Below are 19,420 nucleotides of genomic sequence, written 5' to 3'. Positions count from 1 at the left end.
CACGAGGCCATGCCGAACAGATGCAGGAGCTGCCGAACTGACGGGATCTACGGCATGAGCGCCGGCAGCACCAGGCTCACGGCGACGACCAGCATGATCGCGGCGACGACGCCGTCGACGACGCGCCAGGCACCGGGCCGCTCGAGCACGGGCGCGAGCAGCCGCGCGCCGTAGCCGAGGCCGACGAACCACAGGATGCTGGAGACGATCGCGCCGGCGGTGAAGAGCCAGCGCCCGTCGCCGTACGACGCGGCCAGCGAGCCCTGCAGCACGACCGTGTCGAGGTACACGTGCGGGTTCAGCCAGGTGAGCGCGAGCGCCGTGAGCAGCACCGGCCGCGCGCGCCGTCCGGCGTCGGGCACCGAGCCGTCCGACGCGGCGGCCAGCCCGGTCTCGTCACCGCGCCACGCCCGGCGCGCGGCCAGCGCGCCGTACCCGAGCACGACGACGGCGCCCGCCCACCGCGCCACCTCCACGACGGCGGGGTGGCTCACGACCAGCGCGCCGAGCCCGGCCGTCCCGGCGAGATACAGCACGACGTCGGACGCCGCGCACACGGCGACGACGAGGCCCACGTGCTCGCGGCGCACGCCCTGGCGCAGCACGAAGGCGTTCTGGGCGCCGATGGCGACGATGAGGGACAGGCCGAGGCCGAGGCCGGCGAGGAGGGTGAGCACCCCTCGACGCTAGGTCGGCAATGTCGTGAAGTCCATCTACGGTTTCTTCATCTGGCGAAGCACTCCTTCATCTAGGCTCGGCGCATGCGATGGGACTCCCGCCAGCTCGAGGCGCTCGCCGCCGTCGTCACCGAGGGATCGTTCGAGGCCGCTGCCCGCGCGCTGCACGTCACGCCGTCGGCGGTCAGCCAGCGCGTCCGCGCGCTCGAGAATGCCGCCGGTTCCGTGCTGGTGCGCCGCACCCGCCCGGTCGCAGCCACCGAGCCGGGGCGCACCCTGCTGCGCCTGGCGCGCCAGGTCGAGCTGCTCGGCGCGGAGGCGAGCCGCGAGCTCGGCCCCCGGGACGCCGACGACGACGGCACCGGCAGCCCTCCCCGCCCGGTCACGGTGCCAGTCGCCGTCAACGCGGACTCCCTCGCGACCTGGGTGATGCCGGCGCTCGCCCGCGTCGAGGGCGTGTGCTTCGACCTGCACCGCGACGACCAGGACCGCACGGTCGACCTGCTGCCGGCCGGCGTCGTGACGGCCGCGATCACGTCGCAACGCGACCCGGTGCAGGGCTGCACCTCGACGTTCCTCGGCATCACGCGCTACCGCCCGGCCGCCACCCGGGCGGTGGTCGACCGCTGGTTCCCGGACGGCCCCACGGTCGAGGCGCTGGGCCGCGCCCCGATGCTCGTGTTCAACCGGGCCGACGACCTCCAGGACGCCTGGCTGCGCGAGCGCGCCGCCGCGGCGGGCGCCGCCGTCCCCGGCCCGCCGCGGCACCACGTGCCGAGCACCCCCGAGTACGTGGACGGCATCCGCCGCGGCCTGGGGTGGGGCATGTGGGGCCCGCTCCCCGGCCCGGGGGCGCGCTTCGGCATGCTCGACGGCGGTCCGGGCGACGCCGGCAGCCAGGTCGTGCTGCTGCAGGACGACGCCGTCGTCGACGTCCCGGTCTACCTGCAGCAGTGGAAGCTGCGCTCGACGGTCCTCGACCGGGTCGCCGAGGCCCTGCGGCTCGAGGCACGCCGCGCCCTGCCCCAGCACTGACCTCCGGGCGCGGCGGCGATCAGGCGCAGACGCCCGGCAGCACGGACGGGCTGGGCGACGGGTCGGGCGACGCGCCCTCGCCGTCCTTGTCGCCACCCGTGTCGCCACCCGTGTCGCCACCGGCGTCCGGGGACGCGACGTCGTCGTCGACGGCGGTCGCGCCGGACGGGGTCGCGCCGGCGTCGCGGTCCGGCTCGGGGGTGCCGGGCGGAGCCTCGTCGGCGCGGATCCGCTCCCAGATCGCGTCGGCCTCGGACGTCCACTCGACCCGGCCGGGCTGGCTCACCGAGTCGACGACCGGCACCGAGGTGAACACGATCCGCGACGGGTCGAGGTCGCGGATGCTCCACGCCAGACCCGCGAGCGCCGTCGGGCTGGCGAGCTCCGGATCCGTGGAGATGGAGCCGAGGACCTCGCGCACCATCCGGTACAGGCGTGGCGAGTCGGTGATGACGTTCTGCGACAGGATCTCGCGCATCGCGGCGTCGAAGAACGCCTGCTGCCGCTCGATGCGCTTGAGGTCGCTGCCGATCTCCAGGCCCATGCCCTCGCCCTTGCGGGCGCGCAGGAAGTTGATGGCCGTGTACCCGTCGAGCTTCTGCTTCCCCTCCGGCAGGTCGAGGTCCACGCGCTGGCCCTTCACCGGCTCGGGCAGGCACATCGTGACGCCGCCGATCGCGTCGACGACGCCGATCACGCCGGTCATCTGCACCACCATGTGGTCGGCGATCCGCACCCCGGTGAGCTTCTCGACGGTCCGGATCGTGCAGGCCGCGGCACCCGTGACGTCCTTCTCGGGCCCCCCGCCGAGCGCGAAGGCCGTGTTGAACATGGCGTTCGACTGCGGCGCGGTCTCACCGCCGCCGGGCAGCTTGCAGGACGGGATGTCCACGAGGGAGTCGCGCGGGATGGAGACGGCCTCGATCCGGCTGCGGTCGCCGGAGATGTGGACCAGCAGGGTGGTGTCGGAGTGGAACTCGTCGCCCGCCCCGGCGATCTCCGCGTTGGCCTCGTCGCGGAAGTCCGTGCCCATCACCAGGATGTTGAGGTCCTTGCCCGCGAAGGGGTCGCTGGGGTCCTGCTCGACCGGCACCTCCGGCGGCCGGTCGTCGCCGGCGAGGAGGTCGTCGACGTCGGAGACGCCGATCTGGGAGCGCAGGTCGACGAACGACGCGACCGCGGTCGCCGCCACGAACGCCACCACCGCGGTGACGACGAGGGCGATCGTGCGGACGACCCGGTGCGAGGCGAGGCTTGACGCGTGCCGTGGCAGGGTCCGCACAAGCGCGATCCTAGGGCCTGAGCAGCGCGTTCGCGCGAGGGGTGCCCGGTGCAACCACAGGTTCACCCCCCGCGCGACCGGTCATCGCCGGGCTGCGACGGCGTCGACCGCGAGGCCCGGCTGGTCCGAGAAGATGCCGTCCAGGCCGGTGTCGAGGAACGTGTCGAGCTCGGCCGCCAGGTCGCCGTGCGCGGCGGGGTCCGCGGACGAGCGGTGCTCCGCCGGCAGGAACTGGTTCTCGGCGCGGAACGTCCAGGAGTAGGCCTCCAGCCCCGCGCGGTGCGCGTCGCGGACGACCGAGGTCGGCCGGCCGAGCGTCCCGTCGGCGGCGCGCGGCACGACGACGTTCTTCTCCAGGCTCACGATGTCGGCGTACCGGGCGAGGTCGCGCAGGCCGCGCGGGGTGACGAGGTCGGCGTAGGTGCGCGGGTCGCCGGCCGCCACCAGGTCGTACGGCGCGCCGGCGGCGGAGACGTTGAGCGCGAGGCGCACGTCGGTCCGCCGGTCGAGCTCGCGCAGGTTGGTGGTCTCGAAGGACTGCACGACGACGGGGGCGCGCCGCGAGTCGAGGCCGTTCGCGGCAAGCTCCGCCACGAGCGGGTCCGTCAGCGGCAGGCCGATCGACGCGAAGTACGTGGGGTGCTTGGTCTCCGGCGCCACGCCGACCGGCTCGCCGTCGCAGGTCTCCGAGTGCCGGGCGAGGTCGAGCACCTCGTCGAGGGTGGGCACCTGGTACAGCCCGTCGAAGGCCGTGTTGCCCGGGCGCAGCTCGGGCAGCCGCTCCGTGGCACGCAGCGTCCGCAGCTCGGCGAGCGTGAAGTCCTCGGTGAACCAGCCCGTGACCGCCGTCCCGTCGATCGTCCTCGTGGTGCGACGGTCGACGAACTCCGGGTGCTCGGCGACGTCGGTGGTGCCGCCGATCTCGTTCTCGTGCCGGGCGACGAGCACGCCGTCCTTGGTCGGCACGACGTCCGGCTCGATGACGTCCGCGCACTGCAGGATCGCCTGCTCGTAGGCGGCGAGCGTGTGCTCGGGCCGGTCGCCAGACGCGCCGCGGTGCCCGATGACGGTCACGCCGTCGTCGCGGGTGCGCTGCTTCTCGAGGTCGATCACGACCATCTCGGTGTCGTCGGGCGTGCCCGGGTGGCGGGCGGAGTTGCCCGGGTAGTTGTTGTCGTTGCCGATGAGGACGCGGCCGTCGCGCAGGCGCAGCACCGTCTCGAAGGACTGCACGGGCAGGGCGTACGTCTCGCCGAGGCCGTAGCCCTCCCCCGCGTCGATCCCGCGCGGGTTCTCGACGCGCAGCGCGTCGAGGACCAGCTCCTTGCGGACGAACCCGTCGCGGTCCGTCCTGCTCAGGTCGATCTCGTAGACGCGCTTGGTGACCGACGCGGGCCCCTCGAAGTCGTCGCGCTCCACCAGCCAGAACGAGTCCTTGCCCACGGCGAAGGCGTCGCCGAGCACGTTCGCCTCCTGGTCGGCCTGGTAGTCCCAGGTGCGGCCGGTGTACTCCCCGCGCCGGGTGTCGAACTCGTGGATCACGCGGCGGCGCTGGTCGGCGTCACCGACCAGGGCGCCCTCGAGCACGGGGTACAGGTAGCGCCCGCCGCGCACGCCCGCCATCGCCTCGAAGCCGCGGCTGGCGCGCACGGTGGGCTCCTCGCCGTCGGCCAGGTACGGGTTCTGCGGCGACCGCAGCCCGCCCGGCAGCGGGTAGGGCTTCTCGAGCAGCGTCCCGTCGGCGTCGAAGTGCAGCAGGAACGGGCCGAACTCCTCGCCCACCCACAGCGTGCCGTCGTCGGCCCGCACCACGGACTCGACGTCGAAGTCGGCGCCGGTCAGCAGCCGCTCGTCCGTGTCCCCGTGAACGATGTCGAAGTCCAGCACCTCGTTCTCGTCGTTGTAGGAGACGTGGTCGAGCACCTCGATCTCGCCCGAGCCGGAGCCCGTGCGCCCCGTGTCCCAGTCGGGCTTCACGAGGTAGCTGCGCAGCAGGAAGTCCGCGGAGTTGCCCTGGCTGCCGAAGCCGTTGTCCGGCTGCGCCCAGAACGTGCCGTCGCCGTTGTCGACCATCGCCGAGAAGCCGGGGATCACCTGACCGTCCCAGGGGCCCTGCCGGCCGTTGGCGGCGGAGGCCCGGGCGCCGGACGGCGGGCCCTCGGCGAGGAAGTCCGCGGACAGCGTCGCGCGGCCCTCGAGCGTCGGGACGAGGTGGGTCGTGACGGCGCCCGGTCGCCCGTGGCCGGGCGCCGCGTGATGCGTGCCGTGGTCGCCGGGGCGCCCGTCCGCGAGGGCGGCGGTGCCGGCCGCGGTGGTGAGCGCGACCGCCGCGCCGGCGCCGGCCGCGACGAGGCGCAGGGCGCGAGCCTGGTTCGGGGAGCGAGTCATGGCCTGATCCCACCGGCGCTCCGCGACGGCTCGACGAACCCTGGATGAACGCCGGGCGACGATCCCGTGGCGCCTGAGGATCCCGGCGCCGGACCACCCGGTCGCCCCCTCCCGAGCAATGCCTAGATCTGCTAGGTTCAACACCCCTAGCAGATCTAGACATAGGAGCCCGCGGTGCGCTTCGACAAGGACCTGGTGGCGGCGTCCGCCACCCCGCTGGTGCTCGGCATCCTCGCGGAGGGCGAGTCGTACGGGTACGCCATCCTCAAGCGGGTCACGGAGCTCTCGGGCGGCCGGATGCAGTGGACCGACGGGATGCTCTACCCCCTCCTGCACCGGCTCGAGCGCCTGGGCCTGGTCGTCGCGACCTGGGGCACCTCCGAGGCCGGCCGGCGCCGCAAGCACTACGCGCTCACCCCGGCAGGGCGCGACGCGCTCGCCGAGCGCCAGGAGCAGTGGTCCGTCGTCGCAGACGTGCTGCACCAGGTCTGGCGGTCCGCGCAGCAGCCGGCCCAGGCCCCGGCCCGGCCGGCCGTCGCGGACGGCTGGGCATGATGGGCGAGCACGAGCGCCTCGAGGCGCAGATCGACCAGTGGCGGTCGTACGTGCAGCGCCACCGCGCCATCGCGCCCGCCGACGTGGACGAGATGGAGGACCACCTGCGCGGCCGGGTCGACGACCTCACCGCGACGGGTCTCGACGACGACGAGGCGTTCCTCGTCGCGGTGCGCCGCATGGGCAACCTCGACGCCGTCTCGCACGAGTTCGCGCGCGAGCACTCGGAACGGCTGTGGAAGCAGCTCGTCCTCGTCCCGGACGACGACCCCGCGCAGGCGTCCGGCCCGGCCTGGCGCGAGCTCGCCGTCGTCCTCGCGCTCGCCGTCGGCGCGGGCATCGCCCTCAAGGTCGCGCTCGCCGTGTTCGACACGGACTCGGCGCTGCTGCGCAACGTCCCCCTGATGACGGCGCCGTTCCTGGCCGCCTACTTCGTGTGGAAGCGCCGCGTCGCGTGGCGCGTGGTCGCCGCGCTGCTGGTCCCGTACGCGCTGCTCGCCGTCGTGCTCAACGTCTACCCGTACGTCGACACGGGCTCGACGGTCGTGCTCGCCGCCCTGCACGCCCCCGTCGTGCTGTGGGCGCTGGTCGGCGTGGTCTACGTGGGCGGCCGGTGGCGGGACCAGGACCCGCGGATGGACTTCGCGCGCTTCACCGGCGAGCTCGTCGTGTACGTCACGCTCCTCGCGATCGGCGGCGGGGTCCTGCTGGGGCTCACGGCCGCGACGCTGAGCCTCGTCGGTGTGGACATCGAGCCCGCGATGGAGGACTGGATCATGCCGTTCGCGGTGCCGGGCGCCGTCGTCGTCGGGGCGTGGCTCGTCGAGGCCAAGCAGGACGTGGTGGAGAACATCGCCCCCGTCCTCACGCGCGTCTTCACGCCGCTGACGACGGTGATGCTGCTCGTGACGCTGGTCGTGCTCCTCGGCGCCGGCGGGCTCGCGGACGTCGAGCGCGAGCTGCTCATCCTCATGGACGCGACCCTCGTGCTCGTGCTCTGCCTGCTGCTGTACTCGGTCTCGGCACGCGACTCGCTCGCCCGGCCGGGCTGGTTCGACGGGCTCCAGCTCGTGCTCGTCGGTGCGGCGCTCGCCGTGGACGCCGTCGCGCTCACGGCGATGCTCACCCGCATCGCCGAGTTCGGCTTCAGCCCCAACAAGGTGGCCGCGCTGGGGCTCAACCTGCTGCTGCTGGTGCACCTGGCCCGGTCCGGGCTGCTCCTGCTCGGCTTCCTGCGCGAGCGGCAGCCGTTCGGCGCGCTGGTCCGGTGGCAGACGCGCTTCCTGCCCGTCTACGCGGTGTGGGCGGCGTTCGTGGTGGTCGCGTTCGGGCCGGTGTTCGGCTTCGCCTGAGCTCGTCCGGCGTCGGGTCGTCGAGCGATCACGCCAGCTTGACCCAGCCGTCCTTGCGGTAGGCCGGCGTCGCGAACGCGAGGACGGCGAGCGCGCAGGCCAGCGCGGCGAGCATCACCCAGGACATCGCGACGGCGTCGCCGCCGAGCACGCCCACCAGCGGGGAGACGAGGCCCGCGACGCCGGACTGGACGGCGCCGATGACGGCGGCCGCGGTGCCCGCGCGCTCGCCGTGCCGGGACAGGGCGATGGCCGACGCGTTGGCGGGGATGAGGCCCTGGAACGCGAGCACGAGCCAGAGCATCGCGAGGAGCCCGATCAGCCCGCCCGCCCCGGTGAGCGCCACGACCAGCAGCCCGACCCCGACGACGCCCTGGATCGCGAGCGCAGCCCGCAGCAGCCGGATGGGCGCCACGCGCCGCACCAGGGCGGCGTTCACCTGCGCGGACAGCACCAGGCCCAGGCCGTTGACGGCGAACAGCACGGAGAACTGCCCGTGGCTCAGCCCGTAGCCCTCCTGGAAGATGAACGGCGAGCCGACCACGTAGCTCATCAGCACGGCCTGCCCGAGCCCGGGGATGACGGCGAGCGCCATGAACTGCCGGTCCTTGACGAGGGTGCGGTAGCCCGCGAAGACGCCGCGCGCGCCGCCGGCCTGCCGGCGCCCGGCCGGGAGCGTCTCCGGCATGAACCGCCACACGACCAGACCCATCGCCACGCCCGCGAGCGCGAGGAAGCCGAACACCCAGCGCCAGCCCGCCGCGGCCGCGACCGCCGAACCGAAGGTCGGCGCCAGCATCGGCGCGACGCCGATGACGAGCATCAGCCGGGACAGGATGCGCGCAGCCTCGGCACCGACGAACCGGTCGCGCACGACCGCCATCGCCGCGACGCCGCAGGCGGCGTTGAAGAAGCCCTGCATCAGGCGCAGGCCCACGAGGATCGTCATGTTGGGCGCGAACGCGCACAGGACCGACGTGACCACGTGCAGCGCCAGGCCCCACATGAGGGGCGCCCGCCGCCCGAAGCGGTCCGACAGCGGCCCGATGGTGAGCTGCCCCAGGGCGCCGCCGATGAGCATCACGGAGACGGACAGCTGCGCGAACGACGCCGAGGAGCCCAGGTCGGCCGCCACCTCGGGCAGCGACGGCAGGTACATGTCGACGGTGAACGCCGGCAGCGCTGCGAGCGCCCCGAGCATGATGACCCAACGGTACGGAGAGCGGGCGCGCGGAAGTCTCGCGGAGTCGGAGGGCATGACCCCGATCCTATCGAATCGTTACGACCGAGCCCAGGGAGAATCCCGCGGCCACCCGCACGGGTGTCGGTGGGATGCGTCACGATGGACCCATGTGCGGCCGCTACGCGTCCTTCCGCGACGCCCAGGACATCGCCGACGACCTCGCCGTCGCCGAGATCGCGGAGGACGCGCGCCTCCTGCCCCCGTCGTGGAACGTCGCCCCCACCGATGCCGTGCGCATCGTCGTCGAGCGCCCGCAGCGGCTCGAGGGCGGACAGACCGGGGAGATCACGCGCTCGCTGCGGCTGGCGCGCTGGGGGCTCGTGCCGTCGTGGTCCAAGGACCCGTCGATCGGCGCGCGCATGATCAACGCGCGCACCGAGACCCTCCTCGAGAAGTCGGCGTTCGCGAAGCCGCTCGGCGTCCGGCGCTGCCTGCTGCCGGCCGACGGCTACTACGAGTGGCGCAAGCTCGAGCTGCCGCCCGGCGCCCCCGAGCGTGGCGGGTCGAAGGGCGGGTCGAAGGGCGGGTCGAAGGGCAAGGTGCCGAAGCAGCCCTACTGGATCCACCCGGACGACGGCGGCGTCGCGGCGCTCGCCGGCCTGTACGAGTTCTGGCGGGACCGGACGAAGGCGGACGACGACCCCGACCGCTGGCTCGTCTCCGCGACCGTGATCACCACGGCGGCGTCGCAGGACCTGGAGCGCATCCACGACCGCATGCCCGTGGTGCTGCCGCGCGCGTCGTGGGACGCCTGGCTCGACCCCGCCGTCGGGGCCGAGCAGGCGATGGGCATCGTCACGGGACCGCAGGTCGGCATGGCCACCCGCCCGGTGGGCGACGCCGTCGGGTCGGTGCAGAACAACCGGCCCTCGCTCATCGACGTCGACCCCGACCCGCGGGACCCGGACGTCGTCGCGACGGGTCGGTCGTGAGCGCGGTCAGGCGCCGCCGGTCACCGCGACCTCCTGCCCGGTGATGCCGGTGTTCGCCGCGGAACCCAGGTAGGCGACGGCGTTCGCCACCTCGCGGGCGTCGAGCAGCCGGCCGATCGGGGCGCGCGCCGCCGAGGCCTCGCCGAACGCCTCGACGATCCCCGCGTTGCGCACCGTCCGGGTGAGGCCGGGCAGCACCACGTTCGACAGGATGTCGCCCTCGCGCCCGAGCGCGAACGCGACCGACCGGCTGAACCCGTGCAGCGCCGCCTTGGCCGTGGCGTAGTACGTCGTGCCCTCGTCGCCGTCGCGCACCAGGATGGACGACAGGTGCACGAGGCGTCCCCACCGCTGCGCGCGCATCGTCGGCGCGACCGCGCGGGTCAGCCGCACGGCCCCCTCAACGTTCGCGCGCACGGGCTCCACCCAGGCGTCGTCGGGCACGTCCTCGAAGTCACGCGGACCGTCCGCCCCCGGCGGGCTCCAGCTCACCGCGTTGTTGATCAGCACGTCGACGCGGCCGGTCCACGCGAGGGCGGCGTCGCGCAGCCCCTCGGCCGCGCCGTCCTCGGTCTGGTCGTAGCGGACGACGAGCGCGCGTCCACCGATCTCCTCCGCGACCCGCGCGGCGTCGTCCTTCGACTCGCGGTACGTGACGACGACGTCGGCGCCCTCCGCGCCGAACAGGGCGGCGACGTGCCGCCCGATCCCCCCCGGACGCCCCCGTGACGACGACGGTGCGCCCCTGCAGTCCCAGGTCCGTGCTGCTCTCCTCGCGACGGATGTGCGTCGGCCACCGGTCGGTGCCGACGCCGTCCACCGTCGCGCGGCCGGCACGGCACATGGAGGCCGCCGCCATGCTGGCCGCGCCAGGGCCACTCTCCGACGCCGCGGCGCGCCTACCCTGGCCGCATGACCGACCGCGACCTCGGCTCGTTGCTGCGCGCGTACCGCGAGGACGTGCGCCCGCGGGACGTCGGGATGCCCGAGGGCGGGCGCCGCCGCACCCCGGGCCTGCGGCGAGCGGAGCTGGCGGTGCTCGCCGGCGTGAGCGTGGAGTACCTCACCCGCCTGGAGCAGGGGCGTGACCGGCACCCGTCACCCGCCGTGATGGGCGCGCTCGCCGACGCGCTCCGGCTCGGCCACGACGAACGGCGCGTGCTGCTGCTCGCCGCCAAGGACGTCCAGGGGTCGGGCGTCTGCCTGGCGACCGCGCCGGACGACGACGTCCCGGCCACCACCCGCGCCGTGCTCGACCGGCTCGCCCCGGCCCCTGCCGTCCTGCTCGACCGGTTCGGCACCGTGCTCGCGTGCACCCCCGCCTACCGGGCGCTCCTCGCGCCCGCCGGCCTGTTCGACGACGGGGAGCCGCGGCTGGCGCCCGTCGTCCTCACCGACCCGCGGGCCCACGACCTCTTCCCCGACTGGGACGCCGTCGCGGACCGCGTGGTGGCCGACCTGCAGCGCGAGTCGGTCCCGTCCGACCCGATCCTGGGCGAGCTGGTGGACGCTCTCACGGTGCTGGCGGGAGCCGCGTTCACCGAGCGCTGGGCCCGCCCCGTCGCCGACCGGGGACGGGACGCCGTGCTGCGGCTGACCCACCCGCAGGCCGGCGCCCTGCGCGTGGTGCCGCAGGTGCTGGTCCCCGGCGGCGGCGAGCACCTGCGGATCGAGCTGCTGCTCCCGGCGGACGCGGCGACCGAGCGGGCGCTGGACGACCTGGCCGTCGGCGACCGCACCCTCCGCGTGGTGCGCTCGGACGCCTCCTGACGGCGGTCTGCCGCCGCGCGGCCGTCAGGCCCCGGTGTAGGCGCGCTGCAGCCGCACCGGCGTGATCTCGCCGATGCCCTGCACCTCCTGCGGCGGCTGCGCCGTCAGGGCGTAGCGGGACGACGACGCGAGCAGCGACGCGGTGTGCGGGTCCACCAGCACGGTGGCCGGCTCCGCGAGCTCCGTGATGCGGGAGGCCAGGTTGACGTCGGAGCCGAACACGTCGCCGAACCGGGACAGCACCCGCCCCCACACGAACCCGACGCGCACGGGGATCTCGGGCTCGGTCGCGTGCGGGGCCGCCAGGCCGAGCGCCACCTCGGCGCCGGTCGTCACGTCGTCGGCCACGAACAGCACCGCGTCGCCGATGGTCTTGACCACGCGTCCGCCGGCCTCGGTGATGACGTCGCGGGCCCGGGACTCGAAGAGCTGCACGAACTCCGACAGCTCCTGCGACCCGAGGCCCGCGGTGCGCTTGGTGAACGACACGATGTCCGCGAACCCGACGGCGCGCGGCAGCGGCAGCTCGTCGCCGTGGGCCTCCTGCGTGCCGCGACGCGCGCCCCCGAACTCGGTGGCCAGCCGCCCGGTGAGCGCGGCGAGCTGGCGTCGCCAGGCGTGCTCGAGCTGACGGGAGAGCTGCGAGGTGAGGTCCGGCATGCGGTCGATGGCGGCGAGCCGCGCGCTCACGTCGTCCAGGCCGTCGCGGCGGCTGAGGTGCTCCACGAACGCCTCCACCTGCCACAGCGCCAGCCGGTCGGTGGTGTGCCCGAGGGAGCGGATGAGCGTCATCTGGGCCTGCTCGTCCAGCCGCTCCGTGTCCACGAGCTCGCCGATCTCGCGCAGCGCCCGCATGTCCGCGTCGGTGAACCCCACCTCGGTGGGATGGGTGACCGGCAGCCCCAGCCAGCGCCAGTAGTTCTCGATGAACTCCTGCGACAGACCGGTGCCCTCCACGAGGTCCGACAGCGTGTACCGGCGGGGACCACCGAGGATCGCCTCGTCCAGCCGCGCCGCGGTGTCCCCCGCCCGCCGGGCGTCGTCGTCCGTCGGCAGGCCGGGTCCCGTCGTGGTGTCGCTCGTCACGCCCCCACTGTAGTCAGCGCGGGCTGTGCCCCGGCTGGGAGCGGCGCAGGTGGTGCACGTCGCCGGCGGTGACGGCCCGCTCGCCCGCGCCCGTCGCGAGCACGAGGCTGCCGTCCGCGTCGACCCGCAGCGCCTCGCCCTCGACGACGTCGGTGCCACCGGCCAGCTCGGCGCGCACCGGGTGACCGAGCGTGGCCGACCGCTCCGCGTACGCCGCCGCGAGGCCCGCCGCGCCCGCGTCGCCCCCGGCGTCCTCCAGCGCGCCGACGGCCTCGACCAGGCCCCGCACGAGCGCCTCGAGCAGAGCCTCGCGGGAGGCCCCCGCCCCCGCGAGCGCCAGCGACGTCGCGGTCGGCACGGGCAGCTCGGCCGCGGCCTGGTCGACGTTCAGCCCGACGCCGACGACGACGCCCGGGACCCCGGCGGCCGGCACCACCTCCGCGAGCACCCCCGCGACCTTGCGGAACGGCCCCAGCCCGGCCACGTCGTCAGCGGCCGGCAGCAGCACGTCGTTGGGCCACTTCACCGCGGCGCCGGGCACCCCGGCGGCGTCGACGGCCCGGGCGACCGCGAGCCCGGCGAGCAGGGGCAGCCAGCCCAGCCGGGCGGGACCGAGCCGCGGACGCAGCAGCACCGAGACGGTGAGCGCGGCGCGTGCCGGCGTCTCCCAGGCGCGCCCCGCACGGCCCCGCCCGGCGACCTGGTGCTCGGCGACGAGGGCCGCGGGCGCCGGCCACTCCCCCGGCGCCCGCCGCACGCCCGCGACGAGGTCGGCGTTCGTGGACCCGGAGACCTCGACGACGTCGAGGCGGGCGAAGGGGCCCGCCGGCGCGAGCAGGGCGCGGCGCAGCGCGGGGACGTCGAGGGGGTCACGGCGAGGAGCACTGGTCACGGTCCGATCGTGCCCCATCGGCCGGCCACCGACCCTTTGTGGGGTCTCTCCAAAGAATCCGGGCGGGCCGCAGCCTGTCGCGCATCGATGCGTGGCAACCCACCAACTAGGGTCGGTCGGGTGAACGATGCCACCCCCTCGACCGGCCCCACGACCGACATCGAGCCGCCCGCCCTCTCCGGCACCGCCGCCAAGCTCGCCGACCTGGAGCGCCGCCGGTCCCAGGCCGTGACCGACGCCGAGGAGAAGGCGAAGGCCAGGCAGCACCCGCGCGGCAAGAAGACGGCCCGCGAGCGCATCGAGGCGCTGCTGGACGAGGGCAGCTTCGTCGAGCTCGACGCCCTCGCCGTGCACCGCAGCCGCAACTTCGGCCTCGACAAGCGGCGCGTGGCGGGCGACGGCGTCGTGACGGGCCACGGCACGATCGACGGGCGCCAGGTGTGCGTGTTCAGCCAGGACTTCACGGTCTTCGGCGGCTCGCTGGGCGAGGTGCACGGCGAGAAGATCGCCAAGGTGCAGGACCTCGCGCTGCGCACCGGCGTGCCGATCATCGGCATCTCGGACGGCGGCGGCGCGCGCATCCAGGAGGGCGTGGCCGCGCTCACGCAGTTCGCCGAGATGTTCCGGCGCAACGTCGCGGCCTCCGGCGTGATCCCGCAGATCTCGCTCATCCTCGGCCCCAGCGCGGGCGGCGCCGTCTATTCCCCCGCCCTGACCGACTTCATCGTCATGGCGGACGGCACGTCCAACATGTTCATCACCGGCCCGGACGTGATCCGCACGGTGACGGGCGAGGACGTCGACTTCGAGACCCTGGGGGGCGGCCGCACCCACAACGCCAAGTCCGGCGTGGCGCACTACCTGGGCGCGGACGAGGACGACGCGATCGACTACGTGCGCCACCTCGTGGGCTACCTGCCGCAGAACAACCTGGGCGACGCGCCGTCGTTCCCGCCCGAGGACGAGACGCCTCTGGAGGTCACCGAGGACGACGAGGCGCTCGACGTCCTCGTCCCCGACAGCGACAACCAGCCCTACGACATGCGGGCCGTCGTGGAGGCCGTCCTCGACCCGGAGTCGTTCCTCGAGGTGCAGCCGCTGTTCGCGCAGAACGTGCTGATCGGCTTCGGCCACGTGGAGGGGCAGTCGGTGGGCATCATCGCCAACCAGCCGCTGTCCATGGCGGGCACGCTCGACATCGACGCCGCGGAGAAGGCGGCCCGGTTCGTGCGCACGTGCGACGCGTTCAACCTGCCCGTGCTGACGTTCGTCGACGTGCCCGGCTTCCTGCCCGGCGTCGGCCAGGAGCACCAGGGCATCATCCGCCGCGGCGCCAAGCTCATCTACGCGTACGCCGAGGCGACCGTGCCGCTGGTCACCGTCATCACGCGCAAGGCCTACGGCGGCGCGTACATCGTCATGGGCTCCAAGCAGCTCGGGGCGGACGTCAACCTCGCCTGGCCGACGGCGCAGGTCGCGGTCATGGGCGCGTCGGGGGCGGTGAACATCCTGCAGCGCTCGGCGCTCAAGGAGGTCGCGGAGTCCGGCGGCGACGTCGAGGCGGAGCGGCAGCGCCTCACCGACGAGTACACCGAGGCGATCGTCAACCCGTGGGACGCGGCCGAGCGCGGCTACGTGGACGCCGTCATCCGGCCGTCCGAGACGCGGGTCCAGGTGGTGCGCGCGCTGCGGGCGCTGCGCACCAAGCGCGCGAGCCTGCCGCCCAAGAAGCACGGCAACATCCCCCTGTGACGCCGCCGGTGGTTGAGCACCGTCGAAACCGGGAAGAATGAGCAGATGAGCCACGAGGACGCCACGCACGGACCCGCCCCGCTGGGGTCGGTCGACCCCGAGCCCATGCACCACGCCGTCGACGCGCTGGCCGCCGCCCTGCACGAGTACGTGCAGACCGCGGTCGGCGTGCGCGCCGAGTTCGGCGCCTCCGAGGCGGACGAGGACCCGCGGGTGCTCGCGCTGGAGAACCGGGTGGGCCAGCTCAACGCCGCCGTCTTCGACGCGCTGCACGACGGCCTCGGCATGCACCCCGACCTCACGAGCTCGGTGTGGGAGGGCGACGACGAGGAGCCCGAGCACGCGCACGACGCCCCGGAGGGCGCCGTGCCGGCCGAGGTGTTCTACCTCGGCTTCGTCGTGGCCGACCCGGCACCCGGCTCGCCCGGCACCCTGGACGGCGTCGTCGAGCTGCTGGACGAGGTCGGCGGCGACGTCGCGCAGCGGCTGTTCGACGGCGGCTACGAGGTCGCGGAGTGGGCGACGTCGCGCGGGGCGGCCGTCGAGTTCGGCGACGACGACCTGGACGACGAGCTGGACGACGAGCTGGACGACGAGGACGGCGACGACCCGCTCGGAGGTGCCCGATGAGCAACGAGGTGCGCGTGGTGCGCGGGCGGCCCGACGACGTCGAGGTCGCCGCCCTGGTGGCCGGGCTCGCGGCGGTCGCGTCGGCGAGCGGACTGCCGGACGACGAGACGCCGGTCGAGGAATGGACCAACCGCGCCCGCACGGTGCGCGGCAACGGCGCGGGCGTGACGGCGAAGAGCTTCGGCGGTCGCTGGGGACGGCACAACGCCGACGCGTGGCGCTGGAGCCTGCACTCGTGAGCGTCGTCTGGCAGCAGGTCGAGAGCCCCGACGACGTCGACGCCCCGCTGGCGGAGCTGCCCGTTCCTCCGCGCCCGGGCTGGCTGCGACGGTGGCTGTGGGCGCCCGCCCTGGTCGTGACCGCGGCCCTCTACGTGCTGCGACGCACGATCGAGGACCCGTCCGGCGAGGTCGAGCTCTGGCTGTTCATGGCCATGCTCGCCGGCCTCATGATCACCGCCGTCGCCGCCCTGGTCCGCTACCGGGACGACCAGCGCCAGGCCGCCGAGGGGCGCGACGCCGCGGCGTTCGGCGCGGCCCCCCGGGCGGCCACGGGGACGGTCTCGGTGAACGAGCGCCGCACGAGCTCCGGCCTCCTGCTCAGCGGCCTCGTGTCCTACCCGACGGACGACGGCACCGCCGACCGCGCCTTCTCGCACCTGGTGCGCCGGGACGAGGAGGAGCAGCTCCCGCCGCCGCGCGACGGCGACCCCGTCGCCGTCTGGTGGGCGCCGGGCACCGAGACCGTCGTGGTGCGGTACCACCGCGGCTGGGCCGACGCCGTGCGTCGGCGCACCCGCAAGCGCTGACGCGTCAGCGCGAGGCGCGGCCCGCCGCGAACAGCCGGCACGCGTGCGCCGCCGTGCGCTCCAGCTCGACCACGGCGTCGCGGGAGAGCTCGGCGAGCGTGCGCGGCCCCGGTGCGAGGGAGAACGCCGCCGCGATCCCGGCGTCCGCGACCTGCGCGGGCGTGAGCTCCACGCCGCCCGCCACGACGACGACCGCCGCCCGGCCGGCCACGAGCCGCACCACGGTGTCCACGACCTTGCCGTGCAGGGACTGCTCGTCGAGGCGGCCCTCCCCGGTGAGCACGAGGTCGGCCCCCGCCAGAGCCTCGGCCAGCCCCACCGCCTCGGCGACGAGCTCCCCGCCGGGCACCAGCTCGGCCCCGAGCGCGGCGGACAGGCCGACCGGCAGCCCGCCGGAGGCTCCGGCGCCGGGCAGGTCGCGGGCGTCGTGACCGGTCGCGGCGGCGAGCGCGTCGGCGAGGTGCGCGAGCCCGTCGTCGAGCACCGCGACGTCGCCGGCCGTCGCGCCCTTCTGCGGCCCGAAGACGGCGGCCGCGCCGCGCGGCCCGAGCAGCGGGTTGTCGACGTCGCACGCGATGCGCCACCGCAGCGCGCGGGCGCGAGGGTCGAGGCCGTCCAGGTCGATCCGCGCCAGCGAGCGCAGCCCGCCGCCGCCCGGCGCCACCGCCGAGCCGTCGGCGTCGAGCAGCACCGCGCCGAGCGCCTCGAGCACGCCCGCGCCGCCGTCGGTCGTGGCGGAGCCGCCGACGAACAGCACGACCTCCTCGGCCTCCGGCGCGGCGTCGAGAGCGGCGAGCACCACGGTGCCGACGCCGTGGCTGGTCGCGTCCAGCGGACGCAGCGCGACGTCCGACACCTTCGGCAGCCCGTAGGCCTCCGCCGCCTCGACCGCGAGGGTGCGGCCGTCGGGCGAGACGCCGTAGCGCGCCGCCGTGGGCCGGCCCAGCGCGTCGGTCGTGGCACAGGTGCGTGGGTCCTCGCCCCACGCCCCGAGGATCGCGTCCAGGGTGCCCTCGCCGCCGTCGGCGAACGGCACGGCGCGCACGTCGGCGTCGGCGCCCAGGGCGGCGCGGGCCCCGGCCGCGAGCGCCGCGGCCACCTGCGTCGCCGTGGCGCTGCCCTTGAACGAGTCGGGGGCGACCACCACGTTCAGGGGTCGGGTCCGGGGGCCGGGGGTGTTCTTCACGTCCTCGTGCACGAGGACAGACCGTACCCGGCGGGGTGGAAAGGCGGCGCGCCGTCTCGGGCCGGGTCGATAGGGTGCGTCCTGTGACCTCGAGCACCCCCCTCCCGCCCCGCACCCCTTCCGCGGTCGACGCCGTCGCCGACGCGTACGTCGCCCGGTCCGCCGAGCTCGACCCGCTGCTCGCCACGGCGATCGGCCTGCCGGGTCACGACCACCGCATGACCGACCTGTCCCCCGCCGGGCACGAGGCCCGGGCCGAGTCCGACCGCGCCGTGCTGCGCGAGCTGGACGCGGCCGAGCGCGACGGCGGCCGGCTCGACGCCGTCGACCAGGTCACCCTGGCCGCGATGCGCGAGCGCGTGGGCCTGGCGCTCGAGCTGCACGACGCGGGCGAGCCGCTGGCGAGCCTCAACAACATCGAGTCGCCGGTGCAGCAGCTGCGCGACGTCTTCGACCTCATGCCCACCGGCTCGGTCGAGGCCTGGGAGAACGTCGCCGCGCGGCTCAACGCGGTGCCCGACGCGATCGACGGCTACGTCGCGTCGCTCACCGAGGCGGCGCGGCGCGGCCAGGTCGCCGCGATCCGGCAGGTGCGCGAGGGCGTGTCCCAGTCGCGCGAGCTCGCCGGCGAGGACTCCTTCTTCCTGGGCCTCGTGCGCGGCGAGGACGCCGCCGCGGTGCTCGACGAGTCGGCCGCGTGCAGCCTCGTGCGCGCCGAGCTGGAGCGTGGCGCGACGGCCGCGCGCGGTGCCTACGCCCGCCTCGCCGAGTTCCTCGAGCGCGACCTCGCGCCGCAGGCGCCGGAGCGCGACGCCGTGGGCCGCGAGCGCTACGCGCGCTTCTCCCGCGAGTTCCTCGGCGCCGAGGTGGACCTCGACGAGACGTACGAGTGGGGTCTCGACGAGCTCGCCCGCATCGTCGCCGAGCAGGAGGCCGTGGCCCGGCAGATCGCGGGCCCGGGCGCGAGCGTCGAGGACGCGGTCGCCGCTCTGGACGCCGACCCGGCCCGCACGCTGCACGGCACGGACGCGCTGCGCCGCTGGATGCAGGAGACCGCCGACGCCGCGATCGAGGACCTCGCGGGCACGCACTTCGACATCGAGGGCCCCGTGCGCACCATCGAGTGCCGCATCGCCCCCACCCAGACCGGCGGCATCTACTACACGCCCCCGAGCGACGACTTCTCGCGGCCGGGCCGCATGTGGTGGTCCGTGCCCGCCGACGTCACGGAGTTCAACACCTGGCGCGAGAAGACGACCGTCTACCACGAGGGCGTCCCCGGCCACCACCTGCAGTGCGCGGCCGCCGTCGTCGCGCGCGACACCCTGAACTCGTGGCGCCGCCTCATGTGCTGGGTCTCCGGGCACGGCGAGGGCTGGGCCCTGTACGCCGAGCGGCTCATGGCCGACCTCGGCCACCTCGACGACCCGGGCGACCGGTTCGGCATGCTCGACGCGCAGCGGATGCGCGCCGCCCGCGTGGTGCTCGACATCGGCGTGCACCTCGGCAAGCCCGCCCCCGAGCGCTGGGGCGGGGGCGTGTGGGACGCGGACAAGGCGTGGCCGTTCCTCCAGGCGAACGTCAACATGCCCGAGTCGTTCGTGCGGTTCGAGCTCAACCGCTACCTGGGCTGGCCCGGCCAGGCACCGTCGTACAAGGTGGGCCAGCGCCTGTGGGAGCAGGCCCGCGACGACGCCCGGACCGCGGCGCGGGCGCGCGGCGAGGAGTTCGACCTGCGGGCGTTCCACGCCCGGGCGCTGAGCCTCGGCTCGGTGGGCCTCGACGTGCTGACCGGCGCTCTGCGCGACGCCCGCTGACGCGGCGCGCCCCCG

At 74.9% G+C, this 19,420-nt stretch carries 18 protein-coding genes; 10 read left to right on the top strand and 8 right to left on the bottom strand.

Annotated elements, in window-relative coordinates; genetic code table 11:
* Window positions 1-47 precede the first annotated feature (47 nt).
* Window positions 48-677, bottom strand: coding sequence for a LysE/ArgO family amino acid transporter (locus ACFQ8Y_RS07435; RefSeq protein WP_430585071.1), 630 nt, complete (start codon window positions 675-677; stop codon window positions 48-50).
* An 84-nt stretch (window positions 678-761) separates the two neighbouring features.
* On the opposite strand from ACFQ8Y_RS07435, the gene ACFQ8Y_RS07430 reads away from it, so the two are divergent.
* Window positions 762-1,712: a LysR family transcriptional regulator ArgP gene (locus ACFQ8Y_RS07430; protein WP_430585070.1), complete on the top strand. Its 951-nt coding sequence runs from the start codon at window positions 762-764 to the stop codon at window positions 1,710-1,712.
* Between the two features lie 19 nt (window positions 1,713-1,731).
* On the opposite strand, the gene ACFQ8Y_RS07425 is transcribed toward ACFQ8Y_RS07430, so the two are convergent.
* Both ACFQ8Y_RS07425 and ACFQ8Y_RS07420 read right to left on the bottom strand, forming a co-directional pair.
* A complete protein-coding gene (locus tag ACFQ8Y_RS07425) occupies window positions 1,732-2,994 on the bottom strand; it encodes an LCP family protein (protein WP_430585069.1) in 1,263 nt (420 codons plus the stop codon).
* Between the two features lie 81 nt (window positions 2,995-3,075).
* Entirely contained in the window at window positions 3,076-5,382 is a 2,307-nt protein-coding gene (locus ACFQ8Y_RS07420; RefSeq protein ID WP_430585068.1) for an esterase-like activity of phytase family protein, read from the bottom strand.
* Window positions 5,383-5,556: 174 nt separating this feature from the next.
* Here ACFQ8Y_RS07420 and ACFQ8Y_RS07415 point away from each other — a divergent pair, with 174 nt between their 5' ends.
* Complete coding sequence (locus ACFQ8Y_RS07415; RefSeq protein WP_430585067.1) at window positions 5,557-5,937, top strand: PadR family transcriptional regulator; 381 nt, start codon at window positions 5,557-5,559, stop codon at window positions 5,935-5,937.
* On the top strand, window positions 5,934-7,289 hold the full coding sequence (locus tag ACFQ8Y_RS07410; protein ID WP_430585066.1) for a permease prefix domain 1-containing protein: 1,356 nt from the start codon (window positions 5,934-5,936) through the stop codon (window positions 7,287-7,289). The genes ACFQ8Y_RS07415 and ACFQ8Y_RS07410 overlap by 4 nt, the downstream gene beginning before the upstream one ends.
* 28 nt (window positions 7,290-7,317) lie before the next feature.
* Here ACFQ8Y_RS07410 and ACFQ8Y_RS07405 read toward each other — a convergent pair whose 3' ends face one another.
* Window positions 7,318-8,547 (bottom strand): multidrug effflux MFS transporter, encoded by a 1,230-nt coding sequence (locus ACFQ8Y_RS07405; protein WP_430585065.1) that lies wholly within the window; start codon window positions 8,545-8,547, stop codon window positions 7,318-7,320.
* A 92-nt stretch (window positions 8,548-8,639) separates the two neighbouring features.
* Between ACFQ8Y_RS07405 and ACFQ8Y_RS07400 the strand changes: the two genes are divergently transcribed.
* Window positions 8,640-9,464: an SOS response-associated peptidase gene (locus ACFQ8Y_RS07400; RefSeq protein WP_430585064.1), complete on the top strand. Its 825-nt coding sequence runs from the start codon at window positions 8,640-8,642 to the stop codon at window positions 9,462-9,464.
* Window positions 9,465-9,470: 6 nt separating this feature from the next.
* On the opposite strand, the gene ACFQ8Y_RS07395 is transcribed toward ACFQ8Y_RS07400, so the two are convergent.
* The gene (locus tag ACFQ8Y_RS07395) at window positions 9,471-10,301 is read right to left on the bottom strand and encodes an SDR family NAD(P)-dependent oxidoreductase (RefSeq protein WP_430585063.1); all 831 of its coding nucleotides are present in this window, start codon (window positions 10,299-10,301) and stop codon (window positions 9,471-9,473) included.
* A 75-nt stretch (window positions 10,302-10,376) separates the two neighbouring features.
* Here ACFQ8Y_RS07395 and ACFQ8Y_RS07390 point away from each other — a divergent pair, with 75 nt between their 5' ends.
* Window positions 10,377-11,234: a helix-turn-helix transcriptional regulator gene (locus ACFQ8Y_RS07390; protein ID WP_430549714.1), complete on the top strand. Its 858-nt coding sequence runs from the start codon at window positions 10,377-10,379 to the stop codon at window positions 11,232-11,234.
* 24 nt (window positions 11,235-11,258) lie between these two features.
* Here ACFQ8Y_RS07390 and ACFQ8Y_RS07385 read toward each other — a convergent pair whose 3' ends face one another.
* On the bottom strand, window positions 11,259-12,320 hold the full coding sequence (locus ACFQ8Y_RS07385) for an adenylate/guanylate cyclase domain-containing protein (protein ID WP_430549713.1): 1,062 nt from the start codon (window positions 12,318-12,320) through the stop codon (window positions 11,259-11,261).
* Window positions 12,321-12,333: 13 nt separating this feature from the next.
* On the bottom strand, window positions 12,334-13,212 hold the full coding sequence (locus ACFQ8Y_RS07380) for a biotin--[acetyl-CoA-carboxylase] ligase (RefSeq protein ID WP_430585062.1): 879 nt from the start codon (window positions 13,210-13,212) through the stop codon (window positions 12,334-12,336).
* 120 nt (window positions 13,213-13,332) lie between these two features.
* Here ACFQ8Y_RS07380 and ACFQ8Y_RS07375 point away from each other — a divergent pair, with 120 nt between their 5' ends.
* Genes ACFQ8Y_RS07375 through ACFQ8Y_RS07360 form a run of 4 tightly spaced genes read left to right on the top strand, consistent with a single transcriptional unit; the run spans window position 13,333 to window position 16,402 of the window.
* Complete coding sequence (locus tag ACFQ8Y_RS07375; protein WP_430562695.1) at window positions 13,333-14,964, top strand: acyl-CoA carboxylase subunit beta; 1,632 nt, start codon at window positions 13,333-13,335, stop codon at window positions 14,962-14,964.
* A gap of 45 nt (window positions 14,965-15,009) precedes the next feature.
* Entirely contained in the window at window positions 15,010-15,594 is a 585-nt protein-coding gene (locus ACFQ8Y_RS07370) for a hypothetical protein (protein WP_430585061.1), read from the top strand.
* On the top strand, window positions 15,591-15,833 hold the full coding sequence (locus ACFQ8Y_RS07365) for an acyl-CoA carboxylase epsilon subunit (RefSeq protein WP_430549709.1): 243 nt from the start codon (window positions 15,591-15,593) through the stop codon (window positions 15,831-15,833). The genes ACFQ8Y_RS07370 and ACFQ8Y_RS07365 overlap by 4 nt, the downstream gene beginning before the upstream one ends.
* Window positions 15,830-16,402 (top strand): hypothetical protein, encoded by a 573-nt coding sequence (locus tag ACFQ8Y_RS07360; protein WP_430549708.1) that lies wholly within the window; start codon window positions 15,830-15,832, stop codon window positions 16,400-16,402. The genes ACFQ8Y_RS07365 and ACFQ8Y_RS07360 overlap by 4 nt, the downstream gene beginning before the upstream one ends.
* 4 nt (window positions 16,403-16,406) lie before the next feature.
* On the opposite strand, the gene ACFQ8Y_RS07355 is transcribed toward ACFQ8Y_RS07360, so the two are convergent.
* Window positions 16,407-17,600 carry a glycerate kinase gene (locus ACFQ8Y_RS07355; protein WP_430585060.1) on the bottom strand — a complete coding sequence of 398 codons (1,194 nt, stop codon included), beginning with the start codon at window positions 17,598-17,600 and terminating at the stop codon, window positions 16,407-16,409.
* A gap of 71 nt (window positions 17,601-17,671) precedes the next feature.
* Between ACFQ8Y_RS07355 and ACFQ8Y_RS07350 the strand changes: the two genes are divergently transcribed.
* Window positions 17,672-19,405, top strand: coding sequence for a DUF885 domain-containing protein (locus ACFQ8Y_RS07350; RefSeq protein WP_430549706.1), 1,734 nt, complete (start codon window positions 17,672-17,674; stop codon window positions 19,403-19,405).
* Window positions 19,406-19,420 lie beyond the last annotated feature (15 nt).

The sequence above is a fragment of the Isoptericola sp. NPDC056605 genome (assembly GCF_042792795.1).
Taxonomy (GTDB): Bacteria; Actinomycetota; Actinomycetes; order Actinomycetales; family Cellulomonadaceae; genus Isoptericola.
This window is presented reverse-complemented; position numbering and strand designations above follow the sequence as displayed.